The sequence below is a fragment of the Mesorhizobium sp. WSM4904 genome, assembly GCF_029674545.1.
In the GTDB taxonomy this organism is placed as follows: domain Bacteria; phylum Pseudomonadota; class Alphaproteobacteria; order Rhizobiales; family Rhizobiaceae; genus Mesorhizobium.
Genome location: NZ_CP121354.1, coordinates 2,269,072 through 2,292,348, shown reverse-complemented (window position 1 = coordinate 2,292,348; position 23,277 = coordinate 2,269,072). Strand labels below are relative to the sequence as shown.

Sequence of the window (23,277 nt, the reverse complement as noted above, 5' to 3'; positions counted from 1 at the left end):
GCTGGCCGGACAGCGCGCGCCTAGCCTGAAATCGACATCGGATCACCGGGGGAGGAGACGTTCCGGGAGATGTCTGGGGCTGCGTGCCCGCCGGGCGGCTTGGTGGAAAAGCCGCGCCGGCAAAGGATTCCAACCATTCTAGGGAGCGAGACATGGGTTCCGAAACCAACAGCTTTACGATGAACCGCCGCGCGCTTTTGCAGGGCGCGGCAGCCGCTGCCGGCGGCCTGCTGCTGGCGGGAGGCGAGCGCGCCGCGGCGCAAGGTGCGGCATCCAAGGTCGTGGCCTGGGAGACGGGCTATCTCGGCTTCTTCTTCTTCGTCGTGCTGCAGGAGGCGCTGAAGCGCAAGGTCGAGAGCCTCGGCCTGGAATTCGTCGGCAAGGACGCCAACGGCGATGCCAACGCGCAGGTGAACGACTGGAACAGCCTTCTCCTGCAGAAGCCGCGCTACCTCATTTCCGACGCGCTGGATTCGGAGCTGCTCATCCCGCTGAGCAAGAAGGCGAAGTCGCTCGGCGTGCCGCTCGGCATGGTCGACACCGTGCTCACCGGCGGCGAGGTGGCGGCCTCCGTCACCTTCGACAACAAGCAGTCGGGCGTCATGGCGGCCGAGAAGACCGCCGAGTTGCTCACCAAGAAATACGGTTCGCCGAAGGGCAGCGTGCTCAACAACTACGGCTCGCTGACGGCGGTCGCGCTGCGCGACCGCAAGGATGGTTTCGAGGACACGCTGAAGAGCAAATACCCCAACATCGAGATCATCTCGCGGCCGCAGAACAACCAGCATGAGCAGGCGCTTGCCGTGGTCTCGGCGACGCTGCGCGAACGGCCGGACCTCGACGCCATCCACATGCCCACCGACATCTTCGTCGTCGATGCGCGCAAGGCGCTCGAAACGCAGCAGCGGCTGTTCCCGGTCGGTCACGAGAAGCACATCATCCTGACCAGCATCGATGCCTCGCCGAACGCGCTGGAATGGGTGAAGGCCGGCGAGATCGACGCCGATATCGCGCAGGACCCGATCGCCTATGTCGAGATCGTCGTCGATCTGCTGGAAGAGTACACGCTGAAGGGCAAGCCGGTCCCGACCGGGCCTTACGAGAACAAGAAGTATTTCTGGGAGAAGGGCACCATCGCCGACAGCCCGTCCGGCCCGCTGCTCACCATCCCGCCCTACTTCCTCACCAAGGAAAACGCCGACGACCCGCGCCACTGGGCCAATGTCGTGACCCAGGTGTGGAAGATGCAGCAGAACGCCGGCTGAGATCGCAACCGACGAGACTGGTGGGAACGCGCCGTCGCGTTCTCACCCCATTTCGGAATTACCGGTTATCCAGATGAATGTCGCCGAAGGCACGATCGTGCCCGATAGTCTTGCGCCGGACAGCGCCGGTGCCGTCTTGACCGTCGACAACGTCTTCAAGCGCTTCGGCCCGCTTGCAGTGTTGGACGGCGTCTCGCTGAGCGTGTCGCGCGGCGCGATCCACGGCCTGCTTGGCAAGAACGGCGCCGGCAAGTCGACGCTGTCCAACATCATCGCCGGCCTGCTGCGCCATGACAGCGGCACCATCCTGCTCAACGGCGAGGACGTATCGGCCTTGCCGCTGACCGCCCGCAAGAAGCGTGGGCTCCATCTTCTGTCCCAGCATTCCGAGATCTTCGAGGACCTCTCGATCGGCGAGAACCTTCTGCTGCCCGATTTGCCTACGCGCTTCGGCCTGACCGACTGGCCGGCGCTTCACCGCCTGGCGGCGCGCCTGCTCGAGAGCCACGGCATGCCGGTCAACCCGAGGCGGCGCGCCGGCGACCTCGGCGCCAGCGACAGGCGAAGGCTCGCCATCATCAAGGCGGTCGCGGCCGAAGCCTCGCTGATCATCCTCGACGAGCCGACGGCGGGCCTCGCCGCGGCCGAACGGCTGCATCTTCTCGAATGGGTCGAAAGCCTCACCGAAAGGGGCACGTCCTTCATCTACATCTCGCACCACAATGACGAGGTGCGTCAGCTCTGTTCGGAATACACGGTGCTGCGCGACGGCAAGGTCACCGCCAGTGGCAAGGCGGCGGCACTGTCGGCCGATGCCATGGCGCGCGTCATCACCGGCGCCGACGTCGCCGAATTCCACCGCAGCCGAGAGGATCACCCCGCCGCCATCGCGCTCAGCGGACTTTGCTTTCCCGGCGGCGGGCCGGTCGATCTGACGATAGGCCATGGCGAGATCGTCGGCCTTGTCGGTCTGCTCGGCGAAGGACCGCAGGAACTGATGCGGGCGCTGGGTGGCCTGCTGCCGGTCGAAGCCGGCAGCGTCGTCATCGATGGCCGCGCACTGCGTCTCGGCTCGCCGGGGCAGAGCCTCGAATCCGGCGTCGCCTACCTCACCCACGACCGCATCGGCGAGGGCCTGGTCGGCTCGATGTCGGTGACGGAGAACCTCAACCTCGGCAATTGGCCGCGGTCGCTCGGCTGGCTGGTCAGCGGATCGGACATGAACCGCCGCATGCGCGAGGCGCGCGGCGCCATGGATATCGTCATGGGCAGCGGCGGCCAGGAGATCGGCGAGCTGTCCGGCGGCAACCAGCAAAAGGTGATGCTAGGCCGGCTGCTGGAACGCAAGCCAAAGCTGCTTCTGCTCGATGAGCCGACCGTCGGCGTCGACGTCGCCGCCAAGGAACAGATCCACCGCCTGATCGACGACGCGACGAGGAACGGCGTCAGCGTGCTGCTGCTGGCGCAGGACCCGGAAGAGATGCAGCGCCTCGTCGACCGCGTGGTGATCTTTTCCAAGGGCCGTATCGCGCGCACGCTGCAGCGCGCCGAGATAACCATCGACGCGATCGCCGAAGCGAGAACGGCGCGATGAGAGTTTTGAGGTAAGGCTCCAAAATGGCCAGCAAGAAATTCCTTCTCGACAATGTGGTCTGGATCCTGATAGTCGTGTTCAGCATCCTCGCCGGCTTTCTCAATCCGTTCTTCCTCTCGGAAGGCAATCTGCAGAATGTGCTGGTGCAGGCGACAACGCTCGGCGTCCTTGTGCTTGCGGTTTCCTTCACGCTTCTGATCGGCGAGATCGATCTGTCGGTGGTCGGCAATCTCGTCTTTTCGAGCATGGTCGGCGCCTACGCCATGCAGCAGTTCGGCGTCCACTGGACGCTGGCCGTGCTCGTCACCGTCGCTGCCGGTGTCCTCGTCGGCCTGCTCAACGGCTATTTCGTCGCCTATCTGCGCATGAACTCGCTGATCGCGACGCTGGCGATGGGGCTTTTCCTGCAGGGCGCGGTGCTCGGCGCCACTCAGGCCCGCACCATGGTCGTCACCGACGAGGGCTACAGCTACATAGGCAGCGCCACCGTCGGCAACTGGCCGGTGATGCCGATCGCCCTCTTCGTCGCCTATCTGCTGGCGCATGTCGTGCTTGCCTATTCCGCCTGGGGCCGGAACCTCTATGCCACCGGCGGCAATCGCCGTGCCGCCAATGCCGCCGGCATCAACGTCAAGCGAGCGAGGCTCGGCGCCTTCACCGCTTCCGGCTTTCTCGCCGGAGTGGCCGGCTTCCTCTACACCTCCTATCTCGGCGGCGTCAGCGTCACCGTCGGCAGCACGACGCTGCTTTACGCCGTGGCCGCACCCGTCATCGGCGGCGTCTCGCTTTTCGGCGGCCGCGGCCGTGTCGTCGGCATGCTCGGCGGCACGCTGCTCATCACCGTCATCCAGACCGGCCTGCAGCTCATCAACGTCTCGGCCTACTACATCCAGATGATCGGCGGCGCGATGATCCTGCTCGCCATCGCCGTCGACGCCTTCCGCATCAGAAGCGAGGAGCGCGGCGTCGTCTGAATGCTGGAGCCGGAGTCGTGGAGGCTCAGTATAGTCAAAAAAGTACCAATGATCGGATGGGAACATGGTGGCGCCGGTTTTGTCGGCTCAGTAGTTTGGCTGGCATGAGGCCGATGACAAATAACGCATCGATGAGGGCGATGACGTTGAAGGCTTCGAGGAGGAACAGCGATGAAACCTGATCTCGAGGTTGTGCAGATCAGGCCCGGCGAATCGTTCACCGCCTGGTCGCACGGCTATCCGTTCCGCACCGTGCGCTGGCATTTCCATCCGGAATACGAACTGCATCTCATCGTCGCCACGCGCGGCCGCTATTTCGTCGGCGACTTCATCGGCGAGTTCGAACCGGGCAATCTGGTGCTGGCCGGCCCCAACCTGCCGCACAACTGGGTGAGCGACGTGCCCAAGGATGCGACGGTGCCGCTGCGCTGCCGCATCATCCAGTTCAATGAGGGCTTCATCGACGGCGCCATCAACACCTTCCCCGAGCTCGCCGCCCTGACGCCGGTGCTCGAAGCCTCGCGCCGCGGCGTGCTTTTCAGCCGGCAGACCAGCCGACAGATCGCTCCGCTGATGGAAGAAATCATGAATTCCCAAGGCGTGCGCCGCATCGAGCTGTTCATGATGATGATGGGCCTGCTCAGCCGTGCCGAAGGCGCGCGCATGCTGGCCAGCGCGAGCTACCTGCCGGACCCGTCCGGCTACATGTCTGCCGGCATCAACAAGGCGCTGGCCTATCTGCGCGAGAACCTGACCCAGCCCTTCAGCGAGACGGACCTTGCCGCCATCGCCGGCCAGTCGCCCAGCGTCTTTTCCCGCTCCTTCCGCCAACACACCGGCATGACGCTGGTGCAGTATGTGAAGCGGCTGCGCATCAACCTGGCCTGCCAGATGCTGATGAGCGACGAGCAGGCCTCGATCACCAGCATCTGTTTCGAGGTCGGCTACAACACCCTTTCCAACTTCAACCGGCAGTTCCTCGCCGAAAAGGGCATGACGCCTTCGCATTTCCGGCGGCTGACACTGCACAACATCAACCTGGCGAAAGCGGCTTAAGGCGGCCGACACGGCAACATCGGCATCGAGACGCGGTTGGGGCAAGCCAATCCCGGCCAGGCGAAGCATTGGCTGCGTGCGAACTGAAACGGCAAGACGATAGGAACATGAGGACCCCATGGCTCAGAAACTGATCGACAAGGTCGCCGCGGTCACCGGCGCCGCCTCAGGCATCGGGCTCGAATGCGCCCGCATGATGGTTTCGGAGGGCGCGCGCGTGGTGTTGGTCGACCGCGACGAAGAGGCGGTGCATGCCGTCTGCGAGGAGCTTGGCCCGGCGGCGGTCCCGTTGCGGGTCGATCTGACGGATGCCGCCGATGCCGCCCGCATGATGCCTCAGATCCTCGATCGCGCCGGCCGGCTCGACATCTTCCACGCCAATGCCGGCGCCTATATCGGCGGCGAGGTGGTGAGCGGCGACCCCGATGCCTGGGACCGCATGCTGAACCTCAACATCAACGCCACCTTCCGCTCCATCCGCGCCGTGCTGCCGCATATGGTCGAACGCAAGACGGGCGACATCGTCATGACCAGTTCGATCGCCGGGCTGGTGCCGGTCGTCTGGGAGCCGATCTACACCGCCTCCAAGCACGCCGTGCAGGCCTTCGTCCACACCGTCCGTCGACAGGTCGCCAAATACGGCCTGCGTGTCGGCGCCGTCGCGCCCGGTCCGGTGGTCACCGCGCTCATCAAGGACTGGCCGAAGGACAAGCTCGAGCAGGAACTCGCCGCCGGCGGCCTGATGCAGCCGGTCGAGGTGGCGGAAGCCGTTATGTTCATGCTGACCAGGCCGCGCAACATCACCATTCGCGACCTTGTCATCCTGCCGCAAAGCAATGACCTATAGAAACGGTTGGATCGGGCGAAGGATCTGAAGTCATGGGCAGCCATTTCATCGGCATCGACATCGGCACCGGCAGTGCCCGCGCGGGCGTCTTCGACGAACAAGGCGTGCTGCTTGCATCCGCCAAGGCCGACATCGCCATCTGGCATGCCGAAGGCCATATCGTCGAGCAATCGAGCAACGACATATGGCGGGCGGTTGCGGCCACCGTCCGCGAGGCCGTGTCGCTTGCCGGCATTTCGGCCCGGTCGGTGCACGGCGTCGGCTTCGACGCGACCTGCTCGCTTGTCGTTCTCGGGCTGGGCGGCGCGCCGCTGACGGTGAGCCCGTCGGGCGATCCCGACCGCAACATCATCGTCTGGATGGACCACCGCGCCACCGAGCAGGCGCGCCGCATCAACGACACCGGCGAGGGCGTGCTGCGCTATGTCGGCGGCACCATCTCGCCCGAGATGGAGACGCCGAAACTCTTGTGGCTCGCCGAGAACATGCCGCGGACTTTCGCTGACGCCTGGCAGTTCATGGACCTTGCCGATTTCCTCACCTGGCGGGCGACCGGCAGCCTGGCGCGCTCGACCTGCACGGTGACCTGCAAATGGACCTATCTCGCGCATGAGGCGCGCTGGGACGACGCCTATTTCCGGAAAGCAGGGCTGGGCGCGCTTGCGGACGAGAAATTCGCGCGGATCGGCACCGAGATCGTGGCGCCCGGAAGCGCCCTCGCCAATGGCCTTACGAACGAGGCGGCGGCCGAGCTTGGCCTGCTGCCTGGAACGCCGGTCGCGGCCGGCATGATCGACGCCCATGCCGGCGGCATCGGCTCGGTCGGCGCGCGCGGCGGCGCCGGCGGCGTGACGACGCGCATGGCCTATGTCTTCGGCACTTCCGCCTGCACCATGACGACGACCGAGCAGGCGGCTTTCGTGCCTGGCGTGTGGGGTCCCTATTTCTCCGCCATGGTGCCCGGCCTGTGGCTGAACGAAGGCGGCCAGTCGGCGGCGGGCGCCGCCATCGATCGCCTCGTTGGCATGCACCCCGCTGCGGTCGAACTCGCCGGGATTGCGTCGCGAAACGGCCAAAGCCTCAGCCAATGGCTGGCGCAGGAGGCGCAACGCCATGGTGGCGCGGCCAAGGCGGACAGGCTGATCGGCGGCCTGCACGTCGTTCCCGAATTTCTCGGCAACCGTGCCCCCCTGGCCAATCCCGACGCGCGCGGGCTCATTGCCGGGCTGGACATGGCAACCGGCGCCGACAGCCTCGTCGCGCTCTATCTCGCCGGCCTTTGCGGCCTCGGCTACGGCGCCCGGCAGATCCTGGAGGCAATGCGCGCCCGCGGCATCAAGATCGACACGATCGCCATCAGCGGCGGCGCCGGCCAAAGGCCGCTGGTGCGGCAGCTCATCGCCGACACGACCGGCAAGGTGGTCTACGCGCCAACCTCTCCAGAGCCGGTGCTGCTCGGCTCGGCGATGCTCGGCGCCGTCGCCGCCGGCCGCCATCCCGACCTCCCCGCGGCCATGTCGGCGATGTCGGAAATGGGCGAGGTCTATTCGCCCGACCTCTCGCTTGCCGCCTGGCACGACAGGCGCTTTGCGGCGTTCGAACGCCTGCAGACCGCGGCGCTGTCGGTGCTGGCCGCCTGATCCCCATTGGCGGCGGGCGGCTGTTCGGCTTCGTCGGCCTTCGCCTCCGACTTGCCGCCGGGAACCATCGTCCGGCAGAGGGGTTGTGTCGTGAGACTTCGAGACATGGAAGGAAAGACGATGCGGACATTGACGATGGTCCTCACGCTTTCAGCGCTGGCGCTGGCGCAGCCGGTCTCGGCCCAGCGTGTGGACCCGCAGCCGCCGCAGGCCTTGCCGCCTGCACAGCAACCTGCGCCGGACCAGGCGCAACCCGGTCAGGAGAATTCCGGTCAGAAATTCACCAATGTCGTGGTGGTGGCGATCGAGGATCTGCCCGCCGAAGTGAAGGCACAGGCGGAAGCCGTGGTCACCAGGACGACCGCCAAGGACCTGGCAAAGCTGCAGAAATCGATCGATGCCTCGCCCGAGGCGGTATCGGTCCTGCAGGCGAACGGTTTGAATTCCTCGCAGGTCGTCGCAGCCAACATCGATGGCGACGGCACGCTGACGCTGATCATCCAGACGACCACATGATCGGCGCTGCCTAGAGCGGTTCAGCGTTCGATAGGATCGCCGACCCGCTCCACGTGTTTGTCTATACGCAATTCCGGACGGAAAACGGCTGTGCAGTTTTTCTGGAATTGCTCTGGCGCGGTTGATCGGACTGCACCGGCCGAAACGAAACAGCTTCCGCGGAGGGGTCACCGTGACCGAAACCGCAGTTCGCAACTTCACCCTCAGTTTCGGCCCGCAACACCCGTCGGCGCATGGCGTGCTCCGGCTGGTGCTGGAACTGGATGGCGAGATCGTCGACCGCGCCGATCCGCATATCGGTCTGCTCCATCGCGGCACCGAGAAGTTGATCGAATACAAGAACTATCTGCAGGCCCTGCCCTATTTCGACCGGCTCGACTATGTGGCGCCGATGAATCAGGAACATGCCTTCTGCCTCGCCGCCGAGAGGCTGCTCGAATTGCCGGTTCCCCGGCGCGGGCAGCTCATTCGCGTCCTGTTCTGCGAGATCGGCCGGCTGCTCTCGCATCTGCTCAACGTCACCACGCAGGCCATGGATATCGGCGCCCTGACGCCGCCGCTCTGGGGCTTCGCCGAGCGCGAGAAGCTGATGGTGTTCTACGAGCGCGCCTCCGGTGCCCGCATGCATGCGAACTATTTCAGGGTCGGCGGGGTGCATCAGGATCTGCCCGAGCAACTGCTCGACGACATCTGGGATTTCTGTGACCCTTTCCTGAAGGTCTGCGACAATCTCGAGGACCTTCTCACCGGCAATCGCATCTTCAAGCAGCGCAATGCGGATGTCGGTGTCATCTCTCTCGATGACGCCTGGGCCTGGGGTTTCTCCGGTCCCATGCTGCGCGGCTCGGGCGCCGCCTGGGATCTGCGCAAGGCGCAGCCTTATGAATGCTATCCCGAGATGGATTTCGACATTCCCATCGGCAAGCACGGCGACTGCTACGACCGCTATCTCGTGCGCATGGAGGAGATGCGGCAGTCGGTGCGGATCATGCGGCAATGCCTGGAAAAACTGCGCATGCCCGACGGCGCGGGGCCGGTCGCCACGCCCAACCAGAAGATCACGCCGCCGCCGCGCGCCACGATGAAGCGCTCGATGGAAGCGACGATCCAGCATTTCAAGCTCTACACCGAGGGGCACCGCGTGCCGGCCGGCGAGGTCTATGCCGCGGTGGAAGCCCCCAAAGGGGAGTTCGGCGTCTATCTGGTCTCGAACGGCAGCAATGTTCCCTACCGCTGCAAGATACGCGCGCCGTCTTTCGCCCATCTCCAGGCGATGGATTATCTGTCGCGCGGGCACATGATCGCCGACGTCGCGGCCATCATAGGCTCGCTGGACATCGTGTTCGGCGAGATCGATCGCTGACGGGAGCCGTCCGGAAAAGGGAGCCGGAGCAGTTCCAGGAAAAGTATAGCGGTTTTCCGTCCGGAAGTGCGTAACGCGGGCTACCGGAGCACCTCGGCGATTCTGCCGAACGCTGAAGTGCCCTCGCGAGGCTGCCCAGGTCTAACCTTGCCGGCCGGCGGAGAGAGCTGAAACTCCCCTCGCCTCCGGCAAAGTCCGGTATTGAACCTGCCGCGGTTCCGCGAACCGCGGCAGTCGCCTCAGTGCATGAACACCGATCTCAGCCAGGCAAGAATGCCCGAGCCTGGAGAGATCGCCGCGCGGACGCGGGACGCTGCCCAGCGGGCCGGCAGATTGGCGCCGACATGGCAATGGCAGACGACCTCATGCAACTGCCAGTCGCTGAGCTCGAAGAAGCGCTTCGCTTCGCCGTAACTGTCGTCGTGCAAGCCTTGCGCACGAAAGATCGGGTCTTCGAAAGCGACAGTGATCGGCGATCCGGCCGCACGCATCCTTTCGCGCACGTCGGGGGTCGCGTATTCAGTACCCGCAAGCGCGGTCAGGCGCCGGCCAGGGTCCTGCTCGAGAAGTTGCGCCCAGCGTTCGAGGCGCTGGCCTCGACTGGCAAGAAGAACCGCTGCTTCAGCATTAACGTCGGCAACGGCATTGAGTTGATCAACGGTTTGGTACTTCAAGGCCGCCTCCTATGTCGGCAGTTTGACCACCCGCCCCGCAACGGAACTAATGCGCTACGCGACACCGGCAAGAGCCGAAACGGGTTACAGGAATCATTTGATCGGCATTCGCGTCCGCCGCCGCCGGAATGCGGCAGGCTCGCCTTGGAACCATCCGCGGCCCTGACCGTTCTGCCAGCGTCAGCCGCCCCTCGGGCGCTCGATCGGCGCCGGGGCCGCTGCGATCAATCCGTCATGTTCTGGTCGGGCAGATATCCGGTTGCCGGAAACCGCGTCACGCCGACGACCCGCCAGCGCAACGAGGGAACCCACAGCATGGCCATTATCCCCAATCCCGATCCTACGCCCACGCCCGTGCCCACGCCGCCGCCTTTTCCCGACCCGAAGCCGATGCGCGAACCGGATCCGGAGCGGCTGCCGGACGAGGAGCCTGTCCCCAATCCGGATGAGAACGATGTGCCTCCCAAGCACTCGGCGTGGGGAAATCTCCAGCGCAACATCTGACAGCTCGGCAGGCGCCAGGGGCACGCCTCCCGAGCCACCCATCTATTCTCCGCGCATCGTCGCCTGGAAGGTCGGCAGGTGCTTCTTCTGAGCATCGATCATGCGCTCGCGGTAGACGCCGTAGATGACGTCGGTGTCGTGCAGCGTGACACCGGCAATCGTCGGCGAAGCGAAGACCGGCAGTTCGATGCCGCGCTTCGACAATTGCTCGGCCGTGCGCGCCAGCAGCTCGTGCGCCATGATCATCGCCAGCACTGTCGATGAACCCGACACCGGCCGGCTCCAGCCTTCGATCGGCACCACTGCGTCCTCGATCGGCGAGCAGGTGTCGATGACGAGGTCGGCGGCGTCCGCAAGCCGCTTGCCGGATGAATGGGTGGCCGGCTTGTCGAGATTGTTCTTGCTGGTGACCGCGACGACGAAGATGCCGCGCTTCTTGGCATAGAGCGCGGTGTCGATGCCGGAGGAATTGCGGCCGCTATGGCCGAAGATGATGATGGAATCGCCCTTGTTCAGCGGTTGGTGGTCGAGGAACTTCTCAGCGTATTTTTCGGTCCGCTCCAGCCACAGAAGCTCGCGCACGCCGCCGGCGCCGAGCACGTTGTGCCACATCACGCGCGGATCGGTGAGCGGGTTGAAGCCGACATAGCTGCCATAGCGCGGGAACATCTCTTGTGCCGGCAGCACCGAATGGCCCGAACCGTAGAGATGGATCAGCCCGCCATTCTGAAGCGTGTCGGCGAAGCGGCTCGCCACCTGGCCGAAGGCTTCCGAATTGGCCTTCGAAGCCTGTTCGATGAGGGCGACGAGACGTGGAATGTAGAGATCGGACACTTTGTACTCCTGTTATCGTGTCAGCTTCTGGTGCTTGGGCGGCCGGCGCGCAGCGTCGAGCGAATTTCGTAGCGGTCGCCGCGCATGACGGAGACGGTGAATTCGAACGGGCCGCGCTCGTCCATGGTGATGCGCTCGACCACGAAGGCGGGACTTCCCGCCGGCAGATCCAGCAGTTCGGCGTCGGCCGCGCTGACCGCGCCGACGCGGTAATTCTCGCGCGCCTCGACCGGCACGATGCCGTACTGGCGTTCCAGCGCCTCATAGAGCGAGCCCTTGAGCAGGCCGGCATCGAGGAAGCCCGGCACACGCACCGCTGCCAGTTGCGCCGTCTGGATGCCGATCGGCTCGTTGTTGCCGAGCCTGAGCCGCCTGATCCGCACCACCGGATCGTCCTCCTCGATCTCGAGCGCGCCGGCCGCGGCGGGATTGGCTGTCGTCAGGCTGCAATCGAGCAAACGCGAGCCGGCGACCACGCCGATATTGCCCATTTCCTGGGTGAAGGAGGTCAGTTCGCGCGTGCCTGCCACCAGCGTGGCGGAACGCACGAAGGTGCCCCGGCCGTGCTCGCGCCGAAGCAGTCCGCTTTCCTCCAGGTTGCGCAGCGCGTGGCGCAGCGTGATGCGGCTGACGCCGAACAGGGCGCAGAGCCGGTCTTCCGCCGGGATCTGGTCGCCTGTCGCCCATTCGCCGCTCTTGACGATGGCGCGGATCGCTTCCTCGACCTGATACCAGAGCGGCTCCGGCCGCCTGCGGTCCGGCTGTTGAAAGCTCGCTTCGCTCATCGGATTTGTCTCCACCCGCTGCCCGCCTGCCCGGCAAGCGCAGCACCAACCAACCCCGCGCGCGGACCGAAGGTGCCGGGCCTCAATTCGATATCGCGCAGATGCGCCGGCAGCTGACGCCGAAGCGCCGCAAGCAGCGGCGGCGCAATCACATCCAGCGCATCGGCCAGGCCGCCCGAGACCAAAATGACACCCGGATCGAGCAGTCCTACCGCGCCGGCAAGCGCTGTGCCCAGTGGTCGCGCCGCTTCCTCGACGAGGGCAAGCGCGGTGGATTGCCCGGCCCGTGCGGCTTCGATCAGCCGGCTGCCATCGGCGAGCCCGATCCGCGTGGACAGCGCATCGAGCGCGCGGCCCGAGGCGGCACGCTCCAGCCAGCCGTTGCGTTTATCGCCTTGATCCTCGACGTCGGCGCAGGCCCAGCCGAACGAGCAGGCGCCGCCATGCGCACCGGCGACGATGCGGCCGTTGGCCAGAACCGCCGAGCCGATGCCGGTGCCGATCGCGAGCAGGATCGCGTCCGACATGCCCTTGGCAGCGCCTTCGGCAGCCTCCGCGAGCAGCGCGATCTGAGCATCGTTGCCGACCGCCACGCCTATGTCGGGAAACACCGCCGCGATGTCGACGCCGTCCAGCCAGGGCAGGTTCGGGATCCAGCGACAGACTGTGCCGTCGACCAGCCCCGGCACGGCAAGTCCGAGCGCGTCGACACCGTCGGCATTTGTCAGCGCGCGGACACGCGCGACGAACGCGTCGAGGTTGTCCGGCGCCGGCTCGCGAACCTGTGGCGCAAGGGCGCCGGTATCGCCGGTATGGACCGCGGCCCGCAGATTGGTGCCGCCGAGATCGATGGCCAGCACCCGCGTCATGTGTCGCGCCTCCGATCGGCGGACGGCGCGAACAGCCCGCTGCCGGCATTCCAGGAATGCGAGGCGGCCGCGAAAGCCTGCGCGTGGCGCGTGCCGCGCAGGCAGCCGCGCAGCCGGTAGAGCGCGCTGTAATAATCGACATAGGGGAAGCTGCTCAGTCCTCGCGCCAGCTCGTATTCCATCACAGCCTCGTGCCAGGCGTCGAAACCGGCGCTGACGTCGACGAGATGCTCAGGGCGAAAACCTTCGTCGTCCTCCCAGTTCTCGCCAAAGAGCAGGAGCTGCGGCGTATGTGCCGGACGGGCGCGCTTCAGCGTCGGCAAGGCGGCAAAGAAGATGCCGGTCTGGGTGAGGTGCGCCGCGGCGCGGTGGTCCTTGTGCCAGCTCCCGTGCCAGTGGGTTATGACGATCTCCGGCTGTAGCTCACGGATGACGTCGCAGACCTGCAGGGCGGTCGCGTTGTCGTTGGGCAGGAAGGCGTCGCGCAGCTTCATATTGCGCATCTCGACGCCGAGCCGCGCCGCTGCCTTCGCCGCCTCGTCCTCCTTCTGCGCCGAATAGTGCTCCGGGATCAGGCAAGGGTGACCCTGCTCGCCCATCGAGAGATGCAGGAAGGTAACCTGGGCGCCGCCCTTGGCGGCGGCTGCTGCCAGGGGTCCGGCGATCACCTCGGCGTCGAAGGCATGCGCCCCGACGACCAGGATCGAGCGCGCGGCATAGACCTTGTCCTCGATCATTTCATGCCTCCCCCGGCGCCGACGCCCTCACGAATCTGGCGCGCCAGCAAACAATACATGATCAGGATCGGCGCCATGGAGATCGCCAGCGAAGCGAACACCAGGCCCCAGTCGGTGCGGAACTGCCCGACGAAGACGCTGATTGCCAGCGGCACCGTCTTGTAGCGGTCGTCGAAGATGAAGATCAGCGGGAAGAAGAAATCGTTCCACACCGCGATCGCCGTGAAGATGGCGACGATCGACACAGCCGGTTTCACCATCGGCAGCACGATCTGGAACAGGATGCGTGTCTCGCCGGCGCCGTCCATGCGTGCTGCCTCGTCGAGCTCGGACGGCAGCACGCGCATGAAATTGGCGAAGATGAAGACGGCGAACGGAATGCGGATCGCCGAATAGACCAGGATCAATCCTGTAAGGGAGTCGAGCAGGCCGAGGCTGCGCATCAGCGTGAACAGCTCCACCGACGCGAGCCTGATCGGCAGCATGATGCCGGAGAGAAAGAGGCCGAGCATGATGGCGTTCCAGCCGAGGCTGTAGCGGCTGAGCGGATAGGCGGCCATCGCCGACACGACGATGGTGAGGATCACCGCGCCGCCGGTGACGATCAGGCTGTTGATGAAATTGTGGCCGAGATCGGCGCGGGTCCAGGCGCGGACGAAATTGTCGAAGGCCCAGCTCTGCGGCAGGCCGAGCCGGTTGTCGTAGATTTCCGCCGTCGTCTTGAAGCAGGAGACTATCAGGATGTAGAGCGGCAAGAGCACCGCCGACGTCCAGCCCAGCAGTATGGTCCAGCCGGGCAGCCGCGCCAGTCTTTGTGGGATGGCCAGTCGTTGCTGGAGGGCCAATCCTCGCTGAAGAGACGGCGCGCTCATAGTTGCACCGTCCGTTTGTCGAAGAAGCGCAGCATCAGAAGCGTGCCGATGCTGAGCACGAGGAAAAGCATGGTGCCGAGTGCCAGCGCGAGCCCGATATCCGTGATGCCGACAGCGCCCTCGGCGCCGAAGGCCAGCCGGTAGAAGTAGGTCACCAGCGTGTCCGTCGAATAGCTCGGATTGCCCTGTACGCCCTGCATCACATAGACGATGTCGAACTGGTTGAAGGTGTTGATGAAGGAGAGCGTCGTCAGCGTCCCGAGCGCCGGCATCAACAGCGGCAGCGCGATCGAGAACAGCATGCGTGCATTGCCGGCGCCGTCGAGCTTTGCCGCCTCGAAGATCTGGCCGGAGATTTGTCTGAGGCCAGCCGTGTAGATCAGCACCGGCAGACCCATCCAGTTCCAGGCATCGACGGCGATCAGCATGGCCAAAGCGGTGTGGCTGTTGCCGAGCACCGTCAGGCTGCCCTGATGCAGGCCGAGACCGTTGAGCGCCCATTCGGCAATGCCGCCCGGCGCCAGGAGCAGCCGCCACAGCGCGCCGACGATGACGGGACTGAGCACCGCCGGGAAGAAGAACACCGACTGGAAGAAGGCGGCTCCCCTGTCGCGCAGGAAGAGCAGCCAGGCGAACAGAAGGCCAAGCCCGTTCTGCAGCAGCATGATGCCGAAGAACCAGGCGACGTTGTGCCAGAGCGCGCCGTAGAGCCGAGCGCCGCTTGGGAAAATGAACAGGCGCGTAAAGTTCGCCAGCCCGGCGAACTCCTGCATGCGCAGCCCCTTCCAGGCGAAGAAGCTGCCCCACAGCGACATCAGCAGCGGATAGAGCACGAACAGCCCGTAGACGGCCAAAGCCGGCAGGATGAACAGCACGGCCATGCGCTGCTGCGTGCGCTGGAGGCTGGTCATGTGGCGAAGTCTGGTCATGCGCTGCTCGATCGGGTGGAGATGCCGGCCGCCTTGAGCGTGATGCCGAAAAGTGTGAAGCGGTTTTCGGACGACGTCATGCTCCATCTTTCCGAGTAGAGCGGCCGGCGGCGCTCCTCACTGCTTGGGCTTGAACCAGGTGCTGACGGCGGCCTGCATGTCGGCTGCCAGCTTCTCCGGCGCGACATTGCCTTCGACCATGTCGATGATCTCCGACTGCAGCACCGAGGACGCGGTCGGCGTCTGCCAGCGGAAGCCGACCAGCGTGAGATAGGGCGTCGAGTTCTTCGACATCTCCATCATCTTGGAAAGCACCGGATCCTTGACGGTGACGTCGCTACGGGCCGGCGGCCAGCCCAACTCATCCGCGAACAGCTGCGCGAACTCGGCCGAGGCCATGAAGTTCAGCACCTTGGTCGCCGCTTCCTTGTTCTGGCTTTCCGAGACCAGGCCATAGGAACCGTCCGAGAAGGCCGAGGTGTAGAGCTTGGTCGAGGCGTCGTCGGCCGGGAACGGGAAGATCGAGAATTTCAGCTTGGGGTTCTGCGATTTGAAGCTGCCGTTCTCGAACGAGCCACCGAAGAACATCGCCGCCTTGCCGCCGATGAACTGCTGCGTCGCGGTCGTGTAGTCGATGCCGGCAAAGCCGTCGGAATAATACGGCTTCAGCTCGGCGAAGCGCTTCAGCGCGGCGACATAGCGCGGATCCTCGAAGGTCGCCTTGCCGCTCATCATCTCGTCATAGAAACCGGGACCGTAAAGGGTCGGGCCGATGACGCCGACGCCGATCTCCAGCTCCCAGGCCGAGCCGTTGGCGCCGCCATTGGCGATCGGCGTGATACCCGCTGCCTTGAGCTTGTCGCAGGTGGCGACGAACTCCTTGTAGGTTTTCGGGATTTCGATTCCTTGCGCCGAGAAGATATCCTCATTGTAGAAGACTCCCATCATCGGCACCGAATAGGGCACGCCGTAGAGCTTGCCGTCGGCGCGGCCGCGCACGCCGCCAAGGGCCGCGTCCGGCATGTTCTTCAATTCCGCCACGCTGTCGTCGAGCGCGTCGAGATAGCCGCCCTCGATGAAGGGCTGCAATTCGCCATAGGCCTTGAGCTGCGCAATGTCGGGCCCGCGGCCGCCGCGCAGCGCCGTGCTCAAGCGGTTCTGGTAGTCGGCATCTGGCGTGAACTGGATATCGACCTTGATGCCCGGATTGTTCTTCTCGAAGGCATCGAAGATGCGGCGCATCGCGGCCTCGTCTTCGGTACGCCAGCTCCACAGCGTCACGGTGCTGTCGGCTCGGGCCGGCGCCGTCGTCAAAATGCCGGCGCAGGCGGCGGCGAGGCCGCCGATCAGGCCGAGCGCTGCGCGCCGGTGGATTGAAAGCATGCTCATTTGCCGGTTCTCCCATTTTTCGGTTTTGGATCTCGCGCGGCAGCGAAGCCGCAAGAGAGTCATCTGCTTTTTCGAAAAGTCATTATAACGACATGACGCCAACCGCAAGAGCATAAGGCCGCGAAGAACTATCCGGCAGTCTCGAATGGAAAGGCGATGGCACGATTATCCATTTGAATTTCATTTATAAACCATCAAGCGGCTGTAGCCTGGGATTTTTGACCCACAAGGCGTCGACTGACGTTCTCACGTTAGGGCTTGCGCCAGAGATCAAACTTGTCATAACGTCGTTGCTTCTGTCGCGGCTTGTGTGGAGGATGCCGATGTCGCTTGCCTGGTTCTCGAAACTGGCTCTTGCCGCGGGTCTCGTCGCGCTCCCCGCGACCGGCTGGGCGCAATCGGTCAACATCTCCTATCTGACTCATTGGTCGCCGGAGACGGTCGCGCTGCTCGAAGCGGCGGCCAAGGATTTTTCGAAGCAGAATCCGGATGTCGGCATCACCGTGCGGGCGGTTCCCTTCGGCGATCTTCTGACCACGCTGCGCTCGCAGGGCGGCGGTTCCGACGGTCCGACGATCGGCGGCATCTATGACCTCTGGCTGCCGGAACTGGCGAAGGACAAGCTCGTCGCCCCTGCCCCCGAAACGGTGGCCAATGAGGTGAAGAGCGCATGGCCGGCGGGCGTCGTCAGCGCCGCCTCGGTCGGCGGCACGCTCTATGGCATTCCGAACGAGATCGACGTTTACGCGCTGAACTACAACAAGGAACTGTTCAAGGCGGCGGGCATTGCCGCTCCGCCCAAGACCTGGGCCGAATTCAAGGATGCCGCAGCGAAGCTGACCAACAAGGACAAGGGCCAGCAGGGCTTCGGCATGATCAACTCATGGGCAGCAGGCGTGGTCCATCCTTTCGCCTCGCTGCTCGTCTCCAATGGTGGCAACCTGGTCAAGGATGGCAAGCCGGCGCTGGACAGCGCCCAGGCCGGCGAAACCTTCGCGCTCTATGAAGACTTGATAAAGTCCGGCGCGAGCAATCCGGCGATGGCGACCGCCGACGCCAACACCACCGGTCCGTTCCTCGACAATTTCGTCTCCGGCAAGACCGGCATGATCATCATGGCCAATTGGTGGGAAAGCGCGCTGAAGACCGGCATGGGCGACAAGTTCGCAGATGTCGCCACCGCGCCGATTCCGGTGGGCCCGAGCGGCGACAAGCCGCATTCGATCTCCTATTCCTGGATGACGGTGGTCAACGCCAAGGCCGGCGAGGCCGAGCAGAAGGCGGCCTGGGAGTTCCTCGCCTGGCTGAACAGCCCGAAATCCGGCAAGAACGGCGCTTCGGCCATGTCGGACATCTTGATGTCGATGGGCATCCTGCCCTCGCGCAGCTCCGACATCGAGGCGCACAAGGACAAGCTCGGCTCCGAATTCCTTTCCGGCTATGTCAGCGTGCTGGCCGATGCGCGGCCCTTCCCGGTCGTGCTCGGCGGCCAGGAATTCTCGGAATCCCTGCAGCAGACGCTCGAGGCGTTGCAGTATGGCCAGGTCTCGGCCAAGGATGCGCAGGCGAACGCTGAGGCCGATGCCACGTCGATCCTGGAGCGCGCGGCGAAATAGGCTCGGGCCTTTGACCGGCAGCCATCGGAGCCATATGAATGGCCAAAGCTTTTCGTGCCTCGGCGGGCATCATGCTTGCGCCCGCCGTGACATTGATCGGCGTGTTCGTGCTCTTGCCGATGCTGCTCACCATCTGGCTCTCCTTCCGCGATTGGTCTACGCAAACGCCTTTTTCCGAAGCGAGCTTCGTCGGCCTCGGCAATTTCCAAGAGATCCTCGGTCCGACCTCCGTCGGGCGCGATTTCAAGTCGGCCCTGCTCAACACCGCTGTCTACACCGCGCTCTCGGTCGTCCTCATCCTGCCTCTGTCGGTCGTCTTCGGGCTGATGGTCTACCAGCGCGAGGTTGCAGGCGGCACCGCGCTGCGGACGGTGCTGTTTTCCACCTACATGGTGCCGATGATCGCCGTCGCGCTGGTCTGGTCGAAACTCTATTCGCCGAGCGAGGGCCCGCTCAATCAACTGCTCGGCCTGGTCGGCATCGGTCCGCAGCCCTGGCTCTCCTCGCCGCGCTCGGCGCTGGTCTCGATCGTCCTGCTCAATGGCTGGCAGCAGGTCGGCTATTTCACCGTGCTGGCGGTCGCCGGGCTGACGCAGATCCCGGGCAGCCTCTATGAAGCCGCGACGCTCGACGGCGCCAGCGGCCAAGAGCAATTCCGCTTCATCACCTTGCCCTTGCTTCGGCGCACGCTTCTCTTCAGCGCCGTCATCGCCATCATCAACGCGGTGCAGGTGTTCGAGCCGGTGGCGCTGATCACCCAAGGCGGGCCAGTGGGCTCGACCAATGTGCTCACCTACCATATCCGCCGCGTCGGCATCGAACGCGCGCAGGGCGGGCTGGGCTCCGCCATGGCGGTGATGCTGATGCTGTCGCTGATCGTCTGCGTCTCCGCGCTGTTCTCACTTGTCAACCGGAAGGACGGCGAATGAGCACGCCAGCCCGTCCGCCGTCCCGCAAACGCCCGTCAGGGAACAAGGCGCTGCTTGCGACGGCCATGCTTCTGGTTGCCGTGGCCTCCGCCTTTCCGCTCGCCTGGATGGTGCTCTCCAGCCTGAAGACTCCGGCCGAGACCATGCAGGTGCCGCCGGTCTGGATCCCTCACACGCCGACGCTCGACGCCTACGAAAAGGTCGCCGGCGTCATCAATGTCGGCCGTTCGATGTGGAATTCCTTGGTCATCGCCTCGGTCACCACCGCCGGCATTCTGGTCACCAGCATGATGGCCGGCTACGCCTTCGCCAAATACTCTTTCCGCGGCCGCTCGCTGCTGTTTTCGCTGCTGATCGCCACCATGTTCCTGCCGCCGATCGTGACGCTGATCCCGCTCTACCGCATGGTCGGCTCGATCGGGCTGAACGCCAGCCTTGCCGGCATCATCGTGCCCAACCTCGCCAATGCGTTCGGCATCTTCCTGATGCGCCAATTCATCGCCGGCGTGCCGGACGACCTGATCGACGCCGCGCGCATGGACGGCGCCTCCGAGCTGCTCATCCTGTTCAAGATCGTGGCGCCGAGCGTGGCGCCCGCGATCGCGGCGCTCGCGCTGTTCGCCTTCGTCTACCACTGGAACAGCTATCTCTGGCCGCTCACCGTGCTGCAGGGCAATGCCGACGCCTATCCGATCGTGATCAGCCTCAGCCGGCTGCTCAGCTATAACCGGGGTGCGGTCAACACCGGCCTGGTGATGGCCGGCGCCACGCTCGCCGTGCTGCCGCCGCTCGTGCTCTTCGTCTTCCTGCAGCGCTTCTTCGTCGATTCGATCGTCGGCTCGGCGATCAAGGGGTAGTTCGCCATAGTTGGGCACGCAGGGCCATCATCGGCGTGACGACAATCTTCACGATCTGACGGCGCGCAGGTAATGCAGGCCGAGCCAGTTGAGCGGACCGCCTTCGATACGCTCGAAGCCGGCCTCAGCCAGCGGTTCGCGGAGGCGGTGCAGATCGAACTGGCCGTGCAGGCCGTGCTTTGCCGACATGTGTCCGCGCTCGCTGACGGGGCCGGCATAGTCGACCAGCAACAGCCGCCCGCCCGGGGGCAGGACGCGCGCGGCCTCGCGCAGGCAAAGGCTGCGCCGCGGCTCCGGCACCATGTGCAGCACCGTCGTGAAAGTGACCGCGTCGAAGCGACCATCCGCGAACGGCAGCGCGGCCGCATCGGCATGGTGAAACGGGATATCGAGGCCGGCCCGGCTCGCCTTGCGGCGAGCGGCGGCAAGCATCTTTTCGGAGACGTCGACGCCAACCACCGATCCGTCGGGCTGCACGCGGCGCCAGGCGGAAATCGCCTGCGTGCCGGTGCCGCATCCGACGTCCAGCAGTTGGAAGCCGGGTGCCAAACCGGCCAGATCGAGCAACGCCTCGCGATAGGCCCGATCCCGCCCCCGCGTCAGCATGAGAACGAGCAGGTCGTAGAGACGCGGGAAGCCGATGCCCTTATTGGCTTCCGGGCCGATTGCGGCCCCAGCGGTACGCACTTCGCTTCGCATATGATGCACGTCCGTCACGTCCTTTCTTCAGCAGCGCCAGACCTTCAACAGCGCCAAGCCGGCGAATGCCGGTCCAGCGGCCGCCAACTGGTGAAGTTCGAAACAATCCGTATGATAATGGACATTCTGTCCGGAAGATTCGACGGACGATGCAAATGGAACGTCCGTTAGCGGACAAGCCAGGCCCACCGTCCTGGAAAACGTGCGGAGAAAGGCTATCCGGGAGCGGATTGGCAAAGGGAGGAGTGATCCATGCCGCGCGGAATCGACCGACGGGCCGCCCGTACGCGCAAGGCCCTTCACCAGGCGCTGCTGACGCTCATGCTGCGCAAGGGCTATGAGGCCCTCTCGGTACAGGACATCATCGATGAAGCCGATGTCGGCCGCTCGACCTTCTATGCGCACTATGCCGGCAAGGAGGACCTGCTACGCAGCGGCTTCCAGCTGCTTCGGGAAGAGCTGAAAGAGGCGCAATCCGCCGTGCCTGCAACAGCTGGAGCACCACAGGACGATTCGCTCGGCTTCAGCGCGGCCATGTTCGAGCATGCGGCCCGGTACGCCGACCACTTCCGGACGATGATTGGCGGGCGAGGCGGCGCCGTGACGGAGAACGAGATCCGCCTGATCCTGTCGGAAATGGTGCGGCAGGAACTGTCCTCCACCCTCCAGGACGGCACCATCCCACGCGACTTCGTCGTGCAATTCGTCGTCGGCGCTTTCCTTACGACCCTGAACTGGTGGTTCGAGCGCAAGCCTGGGCTGCTGCCGTCTGAGGTCGACGCCATGTTCCGGAGCCTGGTGCTCGATGGGCTTTCACCCGTGATTGGCGACGAGCATCGACAGGCGGATCACCCCGCTGCAGGTCGCGATGCGGATTGACCGCGATCCAGAGCCTGAGCCAGCGGCATTTATCCGAGCAGCGCCGGCGTCCATGCCCCATCTGCCGCGTTCGACTCCACCGCCGCTGCGACGAACTTCACCCCGCGCGCGCCGTCGACCACGTCAGGCACTTGCGCCGCCCTCGCCGCATCGACGGTTCCGCCCGAGCGATGCGCGCGGATGATGTCGGCGGCGTCGCGGTAGAAATTGGCGAAGGCCTCGATATAGCCCTCGGGATGCGCGGCCGGCATGCGTGAGACGCGCCGGGCTTCCGCCGTCGAGCCGTGGCCGCCGCGCACCAGTATGCGGGTCTCCTCGCCATAGGGCGAGAAGCGCAGCTCCTCCGGCCTCGTGCCCGACCATTCGAGCCCGGCCTTCTCGCCATAGATGCGCACCGAAAGGTCGTTGTAGTGGCCGGGCGAGGTCTGGCTGGCGAGGATCGTTCCGCGCGCGCCGCCCGTCCAGCGCACCAGCACATGCGCATTGTCGTCGAGCCGGCGCCCGGGCACGGCGGTGAAGAGGTCGGCCGAAACCGCCTCGGCCTCGAAGCCGGAGATGTAGCTCGCCAGGTTGAAGGCGTGCACGCCGATGTCGGCAAGCACCGCCGATTGCCCGGCGCGCGCCGGGTCTGTGCGCCATTCGGCCTGCTTCTGCCCCTGCGCATCGATCGGCTGCGTCAGCCAGTCCTGGATATAGGCGCCATGCACGGAAACGATGCGGCCGAGTTCGCCCGCCGCGACCATCTCGCGCGCCTGGCGCACCATGGCGTAGCCGGTGTTGTTGAGCGTGACGACGAAGCGGCGTTTCTTCGCCTTTGTCAGCGCCACCAGCGCCTCGGCCTCGGCGAGCGTCGTCGACAGCGGCTTGTCGCAGATGACGTCGATGCCGGCCTCGAGGAAGGCGGTCGCGATCGGCGCATGCAGATGGTTGGGCGTGACGATGACCACCGCCTCGATGCCGTCCGGCCGCACTGCTTCCGCCTTCGCCATGGCATGATAGTCGGCATAGCTGCGCTCGGGCGCGATGCCGATCTCGGCGGCCGAGGCCGCGGCGTTCTCCGCATCGGAGGACAACGCACCCGCCACAAGGGCGATCTGGTCGTCGAGCCGCATGGCCAGCCGGTGCACCGCGCCGATGAAGGCGCTGCGGCCACCTCCGACCATGCCGACGTTGAGGCGTCGGCGCGAGGTTCCGTCAGCGGTTGCATAGACCATGTTTCGATTCCTCCCGGATGGCTGTCATTGACAGCGGGACTATAGGGAGCTCTCCGCCAATTTCGAACAGCTTTTCCAAATTTTGTTTTGTAAAACGATCGTGCCGCACTAGGCTTGCACGAAAATGGCAGAGGAGGGTTTGGGTAGTGGAAGCAGGCCAATTGCGTCAGCTTTTGAGTTCGCCCAGTTTTCCGGGCACTGGCGCTGCCCCTCACCTGCCTGCCGGCATCCTCTC

Annotated in this window: 23 protein-coding genes; 13 read left to right on the top strand and 10 right to left on the bottom strand. The window is 65.0% G+C overall.

Annotation, left to right across the window (positions count from 1 at the left end):
- Nucleotides 1–152 precede the first annotated feature (152 nt).
- From QAZ47_RS10935 to QAZ47_RS10900, 8 genes are all read left to right on the top strand, one after another.
- Nucleotides 153–1,265 carry a sugar ABC transporter substrate-binding protein gene (locus tag QAZ47_RS10935; protein WP_278233241.1) on the top strand — a complete coding sequence of 371 codons (1,113 nt, stop codon included), beginning with the start codon at nucleotides 153–155 and terminating at the stop codon, nucleotides 1,263–1,265.
- 73 nt (nucleotides 1,266–1,338) lie between these two features.
- A complete protein-coding gene (locus QAZ47_RS10930; RefSeq protein WP_278233240.1) occupies nucleotides 1,339–2,859 on the top strand; it encodes a sugar ABC transporter ATP-binding protein in 1,521 nt (506 codons plus the stop codon).
- Between the two features lie 23 nt (nucleotides 2,860–2,882).
- The gene (locus QAZ47_RS10925) at nucleotides 2,883–3,833 is read left to right on the top strand and encodes an ABC transporter permease (protein ID WP_278233239.1); all 951 of its coding nucleotides are present in this window, start codon (nucleotides 2,883–2,885) and stop codon (nucleotides 3,831–3,833) included.
- A gap of 171 nt (nucleotides 3,834–4,004) precedes the next feature.
- Nucleotides 4,005–4,889 (top strand): AraC family transcriptional regulator, encoded by an 885-nt coding sequence (locus tag QAZ47_RS10920; protein WP_278073929.1) that lies wholly within the window; start codon nucleotides 4,005–4,007, stop codon nucleotides 4,887–4,889.
- A 118-nt stretch (nucleotides 4,890–5,007) separates the two neighbouring features.
- Nucleotides 5,008–5,736 carry an SDR family oxidoreductase gene (locus QAZ47_RS10915; RefSeq protein ID WP_278233238.1) on the top strand — a complete coding sequence of 243 codons (729 nt, stop codon included), beginning with the start codon at nucleotides 5,008–5,010 and terminating at the stop codon, nucleotides 5,734–5,736.
- A gap of 32 nt (nucleotides 5,737–5,768) precedes the next feature.
- On the top strand, nucleotides 5,769–7,376 hold the full coding sequence (locus tag QAZ47_RS10910; protein WP_278233237.1) for an FGGY-family carbohydrate kinase: 1,608 nt from the start codon (nucleotides 5,769–5,771) through the stop codon (nucleotides 7,374–7,376).
- Between the two features lie 120 nt (nucleotides 7,377–7,496).
- Nucleotides 7,497–7,892 (top strand): hypothetical protein, encoded by a 396-nt coding sequence (locus QAZ47_RS10905; protein WP_278206767.1) that lies wholly within the window; start codon nucleotides 7,497–7,499, stop codon nucleotides 7,890–7,892.
- A gap of 172 nt (nucleotides 7,893–8,064) precedes the next feature.
- Complete coding sequence (locus QAZ47_RS10900; protein ID WP_278233236.1) at nucleotides 8,065–9,255, top strand: NADH-quinone oxidoreductase subunit D; 1,191 nt, start codon at nucleotides 8,065–8,067, stop codon at nucleotides 9,253–9,255.
- Nucleotides 9,256–9,494: 239 nt separating this feature from the next.
- Here QAZ47_RS10900 and QAZ47_RS10895 read toward each other — a convergent pair whose 3' ends face one another.
- Nucleotides 9,495–9,929, bottom strand: a complete 435-nt coding sequence (locus tag QAZ47_RS10895; RefSeq protein ID WP_278073924.1) for a hypothetical protein — start codon at nucleotides 9,927–9,929, stop codon at nucleotides 9,495–9,497.
- A 324-nt stretch (nucleotides 9,930–10,253) separates the two neighbouring features.
- Here QAZ47_RS10895 and QAZ47_RS10890 point away from each other — a divergent pair, with 324 nt between their 5' ends.
- Nucleotides 10,254–10,433 carry a hypothetical protein gene (locus tag QAZ47_RS10890; protein ID WP_278233789.1) on the top strand — a complete coding sequence of 60 codons (180 nt, stop codon included), beginning with the start codon at nucleotides 10,254–10,256 and terminating at the stop codon, nucleotides 10,431–10,433.
- A gap of 42 nt (nucleotides 10,434–10,475) precedes the next feature.
- Here the strand turns inward: QAZ47_RS10890 and QAZ47_RS10885 are convergent, their stop codons facing one another.
- From QAZ47_RS10885 to QAZ47_RS10855, 7 genes are all read right to left on the bottom strand, one after another.
- Nucleotides 10,476–11,267: an SIS domain-containing protein gene (locus QAZ47_RS10885; RefSeq protein ID WP_278233235.1), complete on the bottom strand. Its 792-nt coding sequence runs from the start codon at nucleotides 11,265–11,267 to the stop codon at nucleotides 10,476–10,478.
- Nucleotides 11,268–11,287: 20 nt separating this feature from the next.
- The gene (locus QAZ47_RS10880; RefSeq protein WP_278233234.1) at nucleotides 11,288–12,052 is read right to left on the bottom strand and encodes a GntR family transcriptional regulator; all 765 of its coding nucleotides are present in this window, start codon (nucleotides 12,050–12,052) and stop codon (nucleotides 11,288–11,290) included.
- Complete coding sequence (locus QAZ47_RS10875; RefSeq protein ID WP_278233233.1) at nucleotides 12,049–12,921, bottom strand: ROK family protein; 873 nt, start codon at nucleotides 12,919–12,921, stop codon at nucleotides 12,049–12,051. The genes QAZ47_RS10880 and QAZ47_RS10875 overlap by 4 nt, the downstream gene beginning before the upstream one ends.
- Nucleotides 12,918–13,658, bottom strand: a complete 741-nt coding sequence (locus QAZ47_RS10870) for a PIG-L family deacetylase (RefSeq protein ID WP_278233232.1) — start codon at nucleotides 13,656–13,658, stop codon at nucleotides 12,918–12,920. Before QAZ47_RS10870 ends, QAZ47_RS10875 begins: the two co-directional genes overlap by 4 nt.
- Nucleotides 13,655–14,530 carry a carbohydrate ABC transporter permease gene (locus QAZ47_RS10865; protein ID WP_278233231.1) on the bottom strand — a complete coding sequence of 292 codons (876 nt, stop codon included), beginning with the start codon at nucleotides 14,528–14,530 and terminating at the stop codon, nucleotides 13,655–13,657. The genes QAZ47_RS10870 and QAZ47_RS10865 overlap by 4 nt, the downstream gene beginning before the upstream one ends.
- A complete protein-coding gene (locus QAZ47_RS10860) occupies nucleotides 14,527–15,459 on the bottom strand; it encodes a sugar ABC transporter permease (protein ID WP_278233230.1) in 933 nt (310 codons plus the stop codon). The genes QAZ47_RS10865 and QAZ47_RS10860 overlap by 4 nt, the downstream gene beginning before the upstream one ends.
- A gap of 117 nt (nucleotides 15,460–15,576) precedes the next feature.
- Complete coding sequence (locus tag QAZ47_RS10855; protein ID WP_278233229.1) at nucleotides 15,577–16,848, bottom strand: extracellular solute-binding protein; 1,272 nt, start codon at nucleotides 16,846–16,848, stop codon at nucleotides 15,577–15,579.
- A 323-nt stretch (nucleotides 16,849–17,171) separates the two neighbouring features.
- Here QAZ47_RS10855 and QAZ47_RS10850 point away from each other — a divergent pair, with 323 nt between their 5' ends.
- Genes QAZ47_RS10850 through QAZ47_RS10840 form a run of 3 tightly spaced genes read left to right on the top strand, consistent with a single transcriptional unit; the run spans nucleotide 17,172 to nucleotide 20,250 of the window.
- Nucleotides 17,172–18,464 carry an extracellular solute-binding protein gene (locus tag QAZ47_RS10850; RefSeq protein ID WP_278233228.1) on the top strand — a complete coding sequence of 431 codons (1,293 nt, stop codon included), beginning with the start codon at nucleotides 17,172–17,174 and terminating at the stop codon, nucleotides 18,462–18,464.
- Nucleotides 18,465–18,502: 38 nt separating this feature from the next.
- A complete protein-coding gene (locus tag QAZ47_RS10845) occupies nucleotides 18,503–19,393 on the top strand; it encodes a sugar ABC transporter permease (RefSeq protein ID WP_278233227.1) in 891 nt (296 codons plus the stop codon).
- On the top strand, nucleotides 19,390–20,250 hold the full coding sequence (locus tag QAZ47_RS10840) for a carbohydrate ABC transporter permease (RefSeq protein WP_278233226.1): 861 nt from the start codon (nucleotides 19,390–19,392) through the stop codon (nucleotides 20,248–20,250). Before QAZ47_RS10845 ends, QAZ47_RS10840 begins: the two co-directional genes overlap by 4 nt.
- 48 nt (nucleotides 20,251–20,298) lie before the next feature.
- Here QAZ47_RS10840 and QAZ47_RS10835 read toward each other — a convergent pair whose 3' ends face one another.
- Nucleotides 20,299–20,967, bottom strand: a complete 669-nt coding sequence (locus tag QAZ47_RS10835; RefSeq protein ID WP_278233225.1) for a methyltransferase domain-containing protein — start codon at nucleotides 20,965–20,967, stop codon at nucleotides 20,299–20,301.
- 234 nt (nucleotides 20,968–21,201) lie between these two features.
- Between QAZ47_RS10835 and QAZ47_RS10830 the strand changes: the two genes are divergently transcribed.
- Entirely contained in the window at nucleotides 21,202–21,828 is a 627-nt protein-coding gene (locus QAZ47_RS10830) for a TetR/AcrR family transcriptional regulator (RefSeq protein ID WP_278233224.1), read from the top strand.
- Between the two features lie 29 nt (nucleotides 21,829–21,857).
- Here the strand turns inward: QAZ47_RS10830 and QAZ47_RS10825 are convergent, their stop codons facing one another.
- Nucleotides 21,858–23,042 (bottom strand): Gfo/Idh/MocA family oxidoreductase, encoded by a 1,185-nt coding sequence (locus tag QAZ47_RS10825; RefSeq protein ID WP_278233223.1) that lies wholly within the window; start codon nucleotides 23,040–23,042, stop codon nucleotides 21,858–21,860.
- Nucleotides 23,043–23,277: the final 235 nt, after the last annotated feature.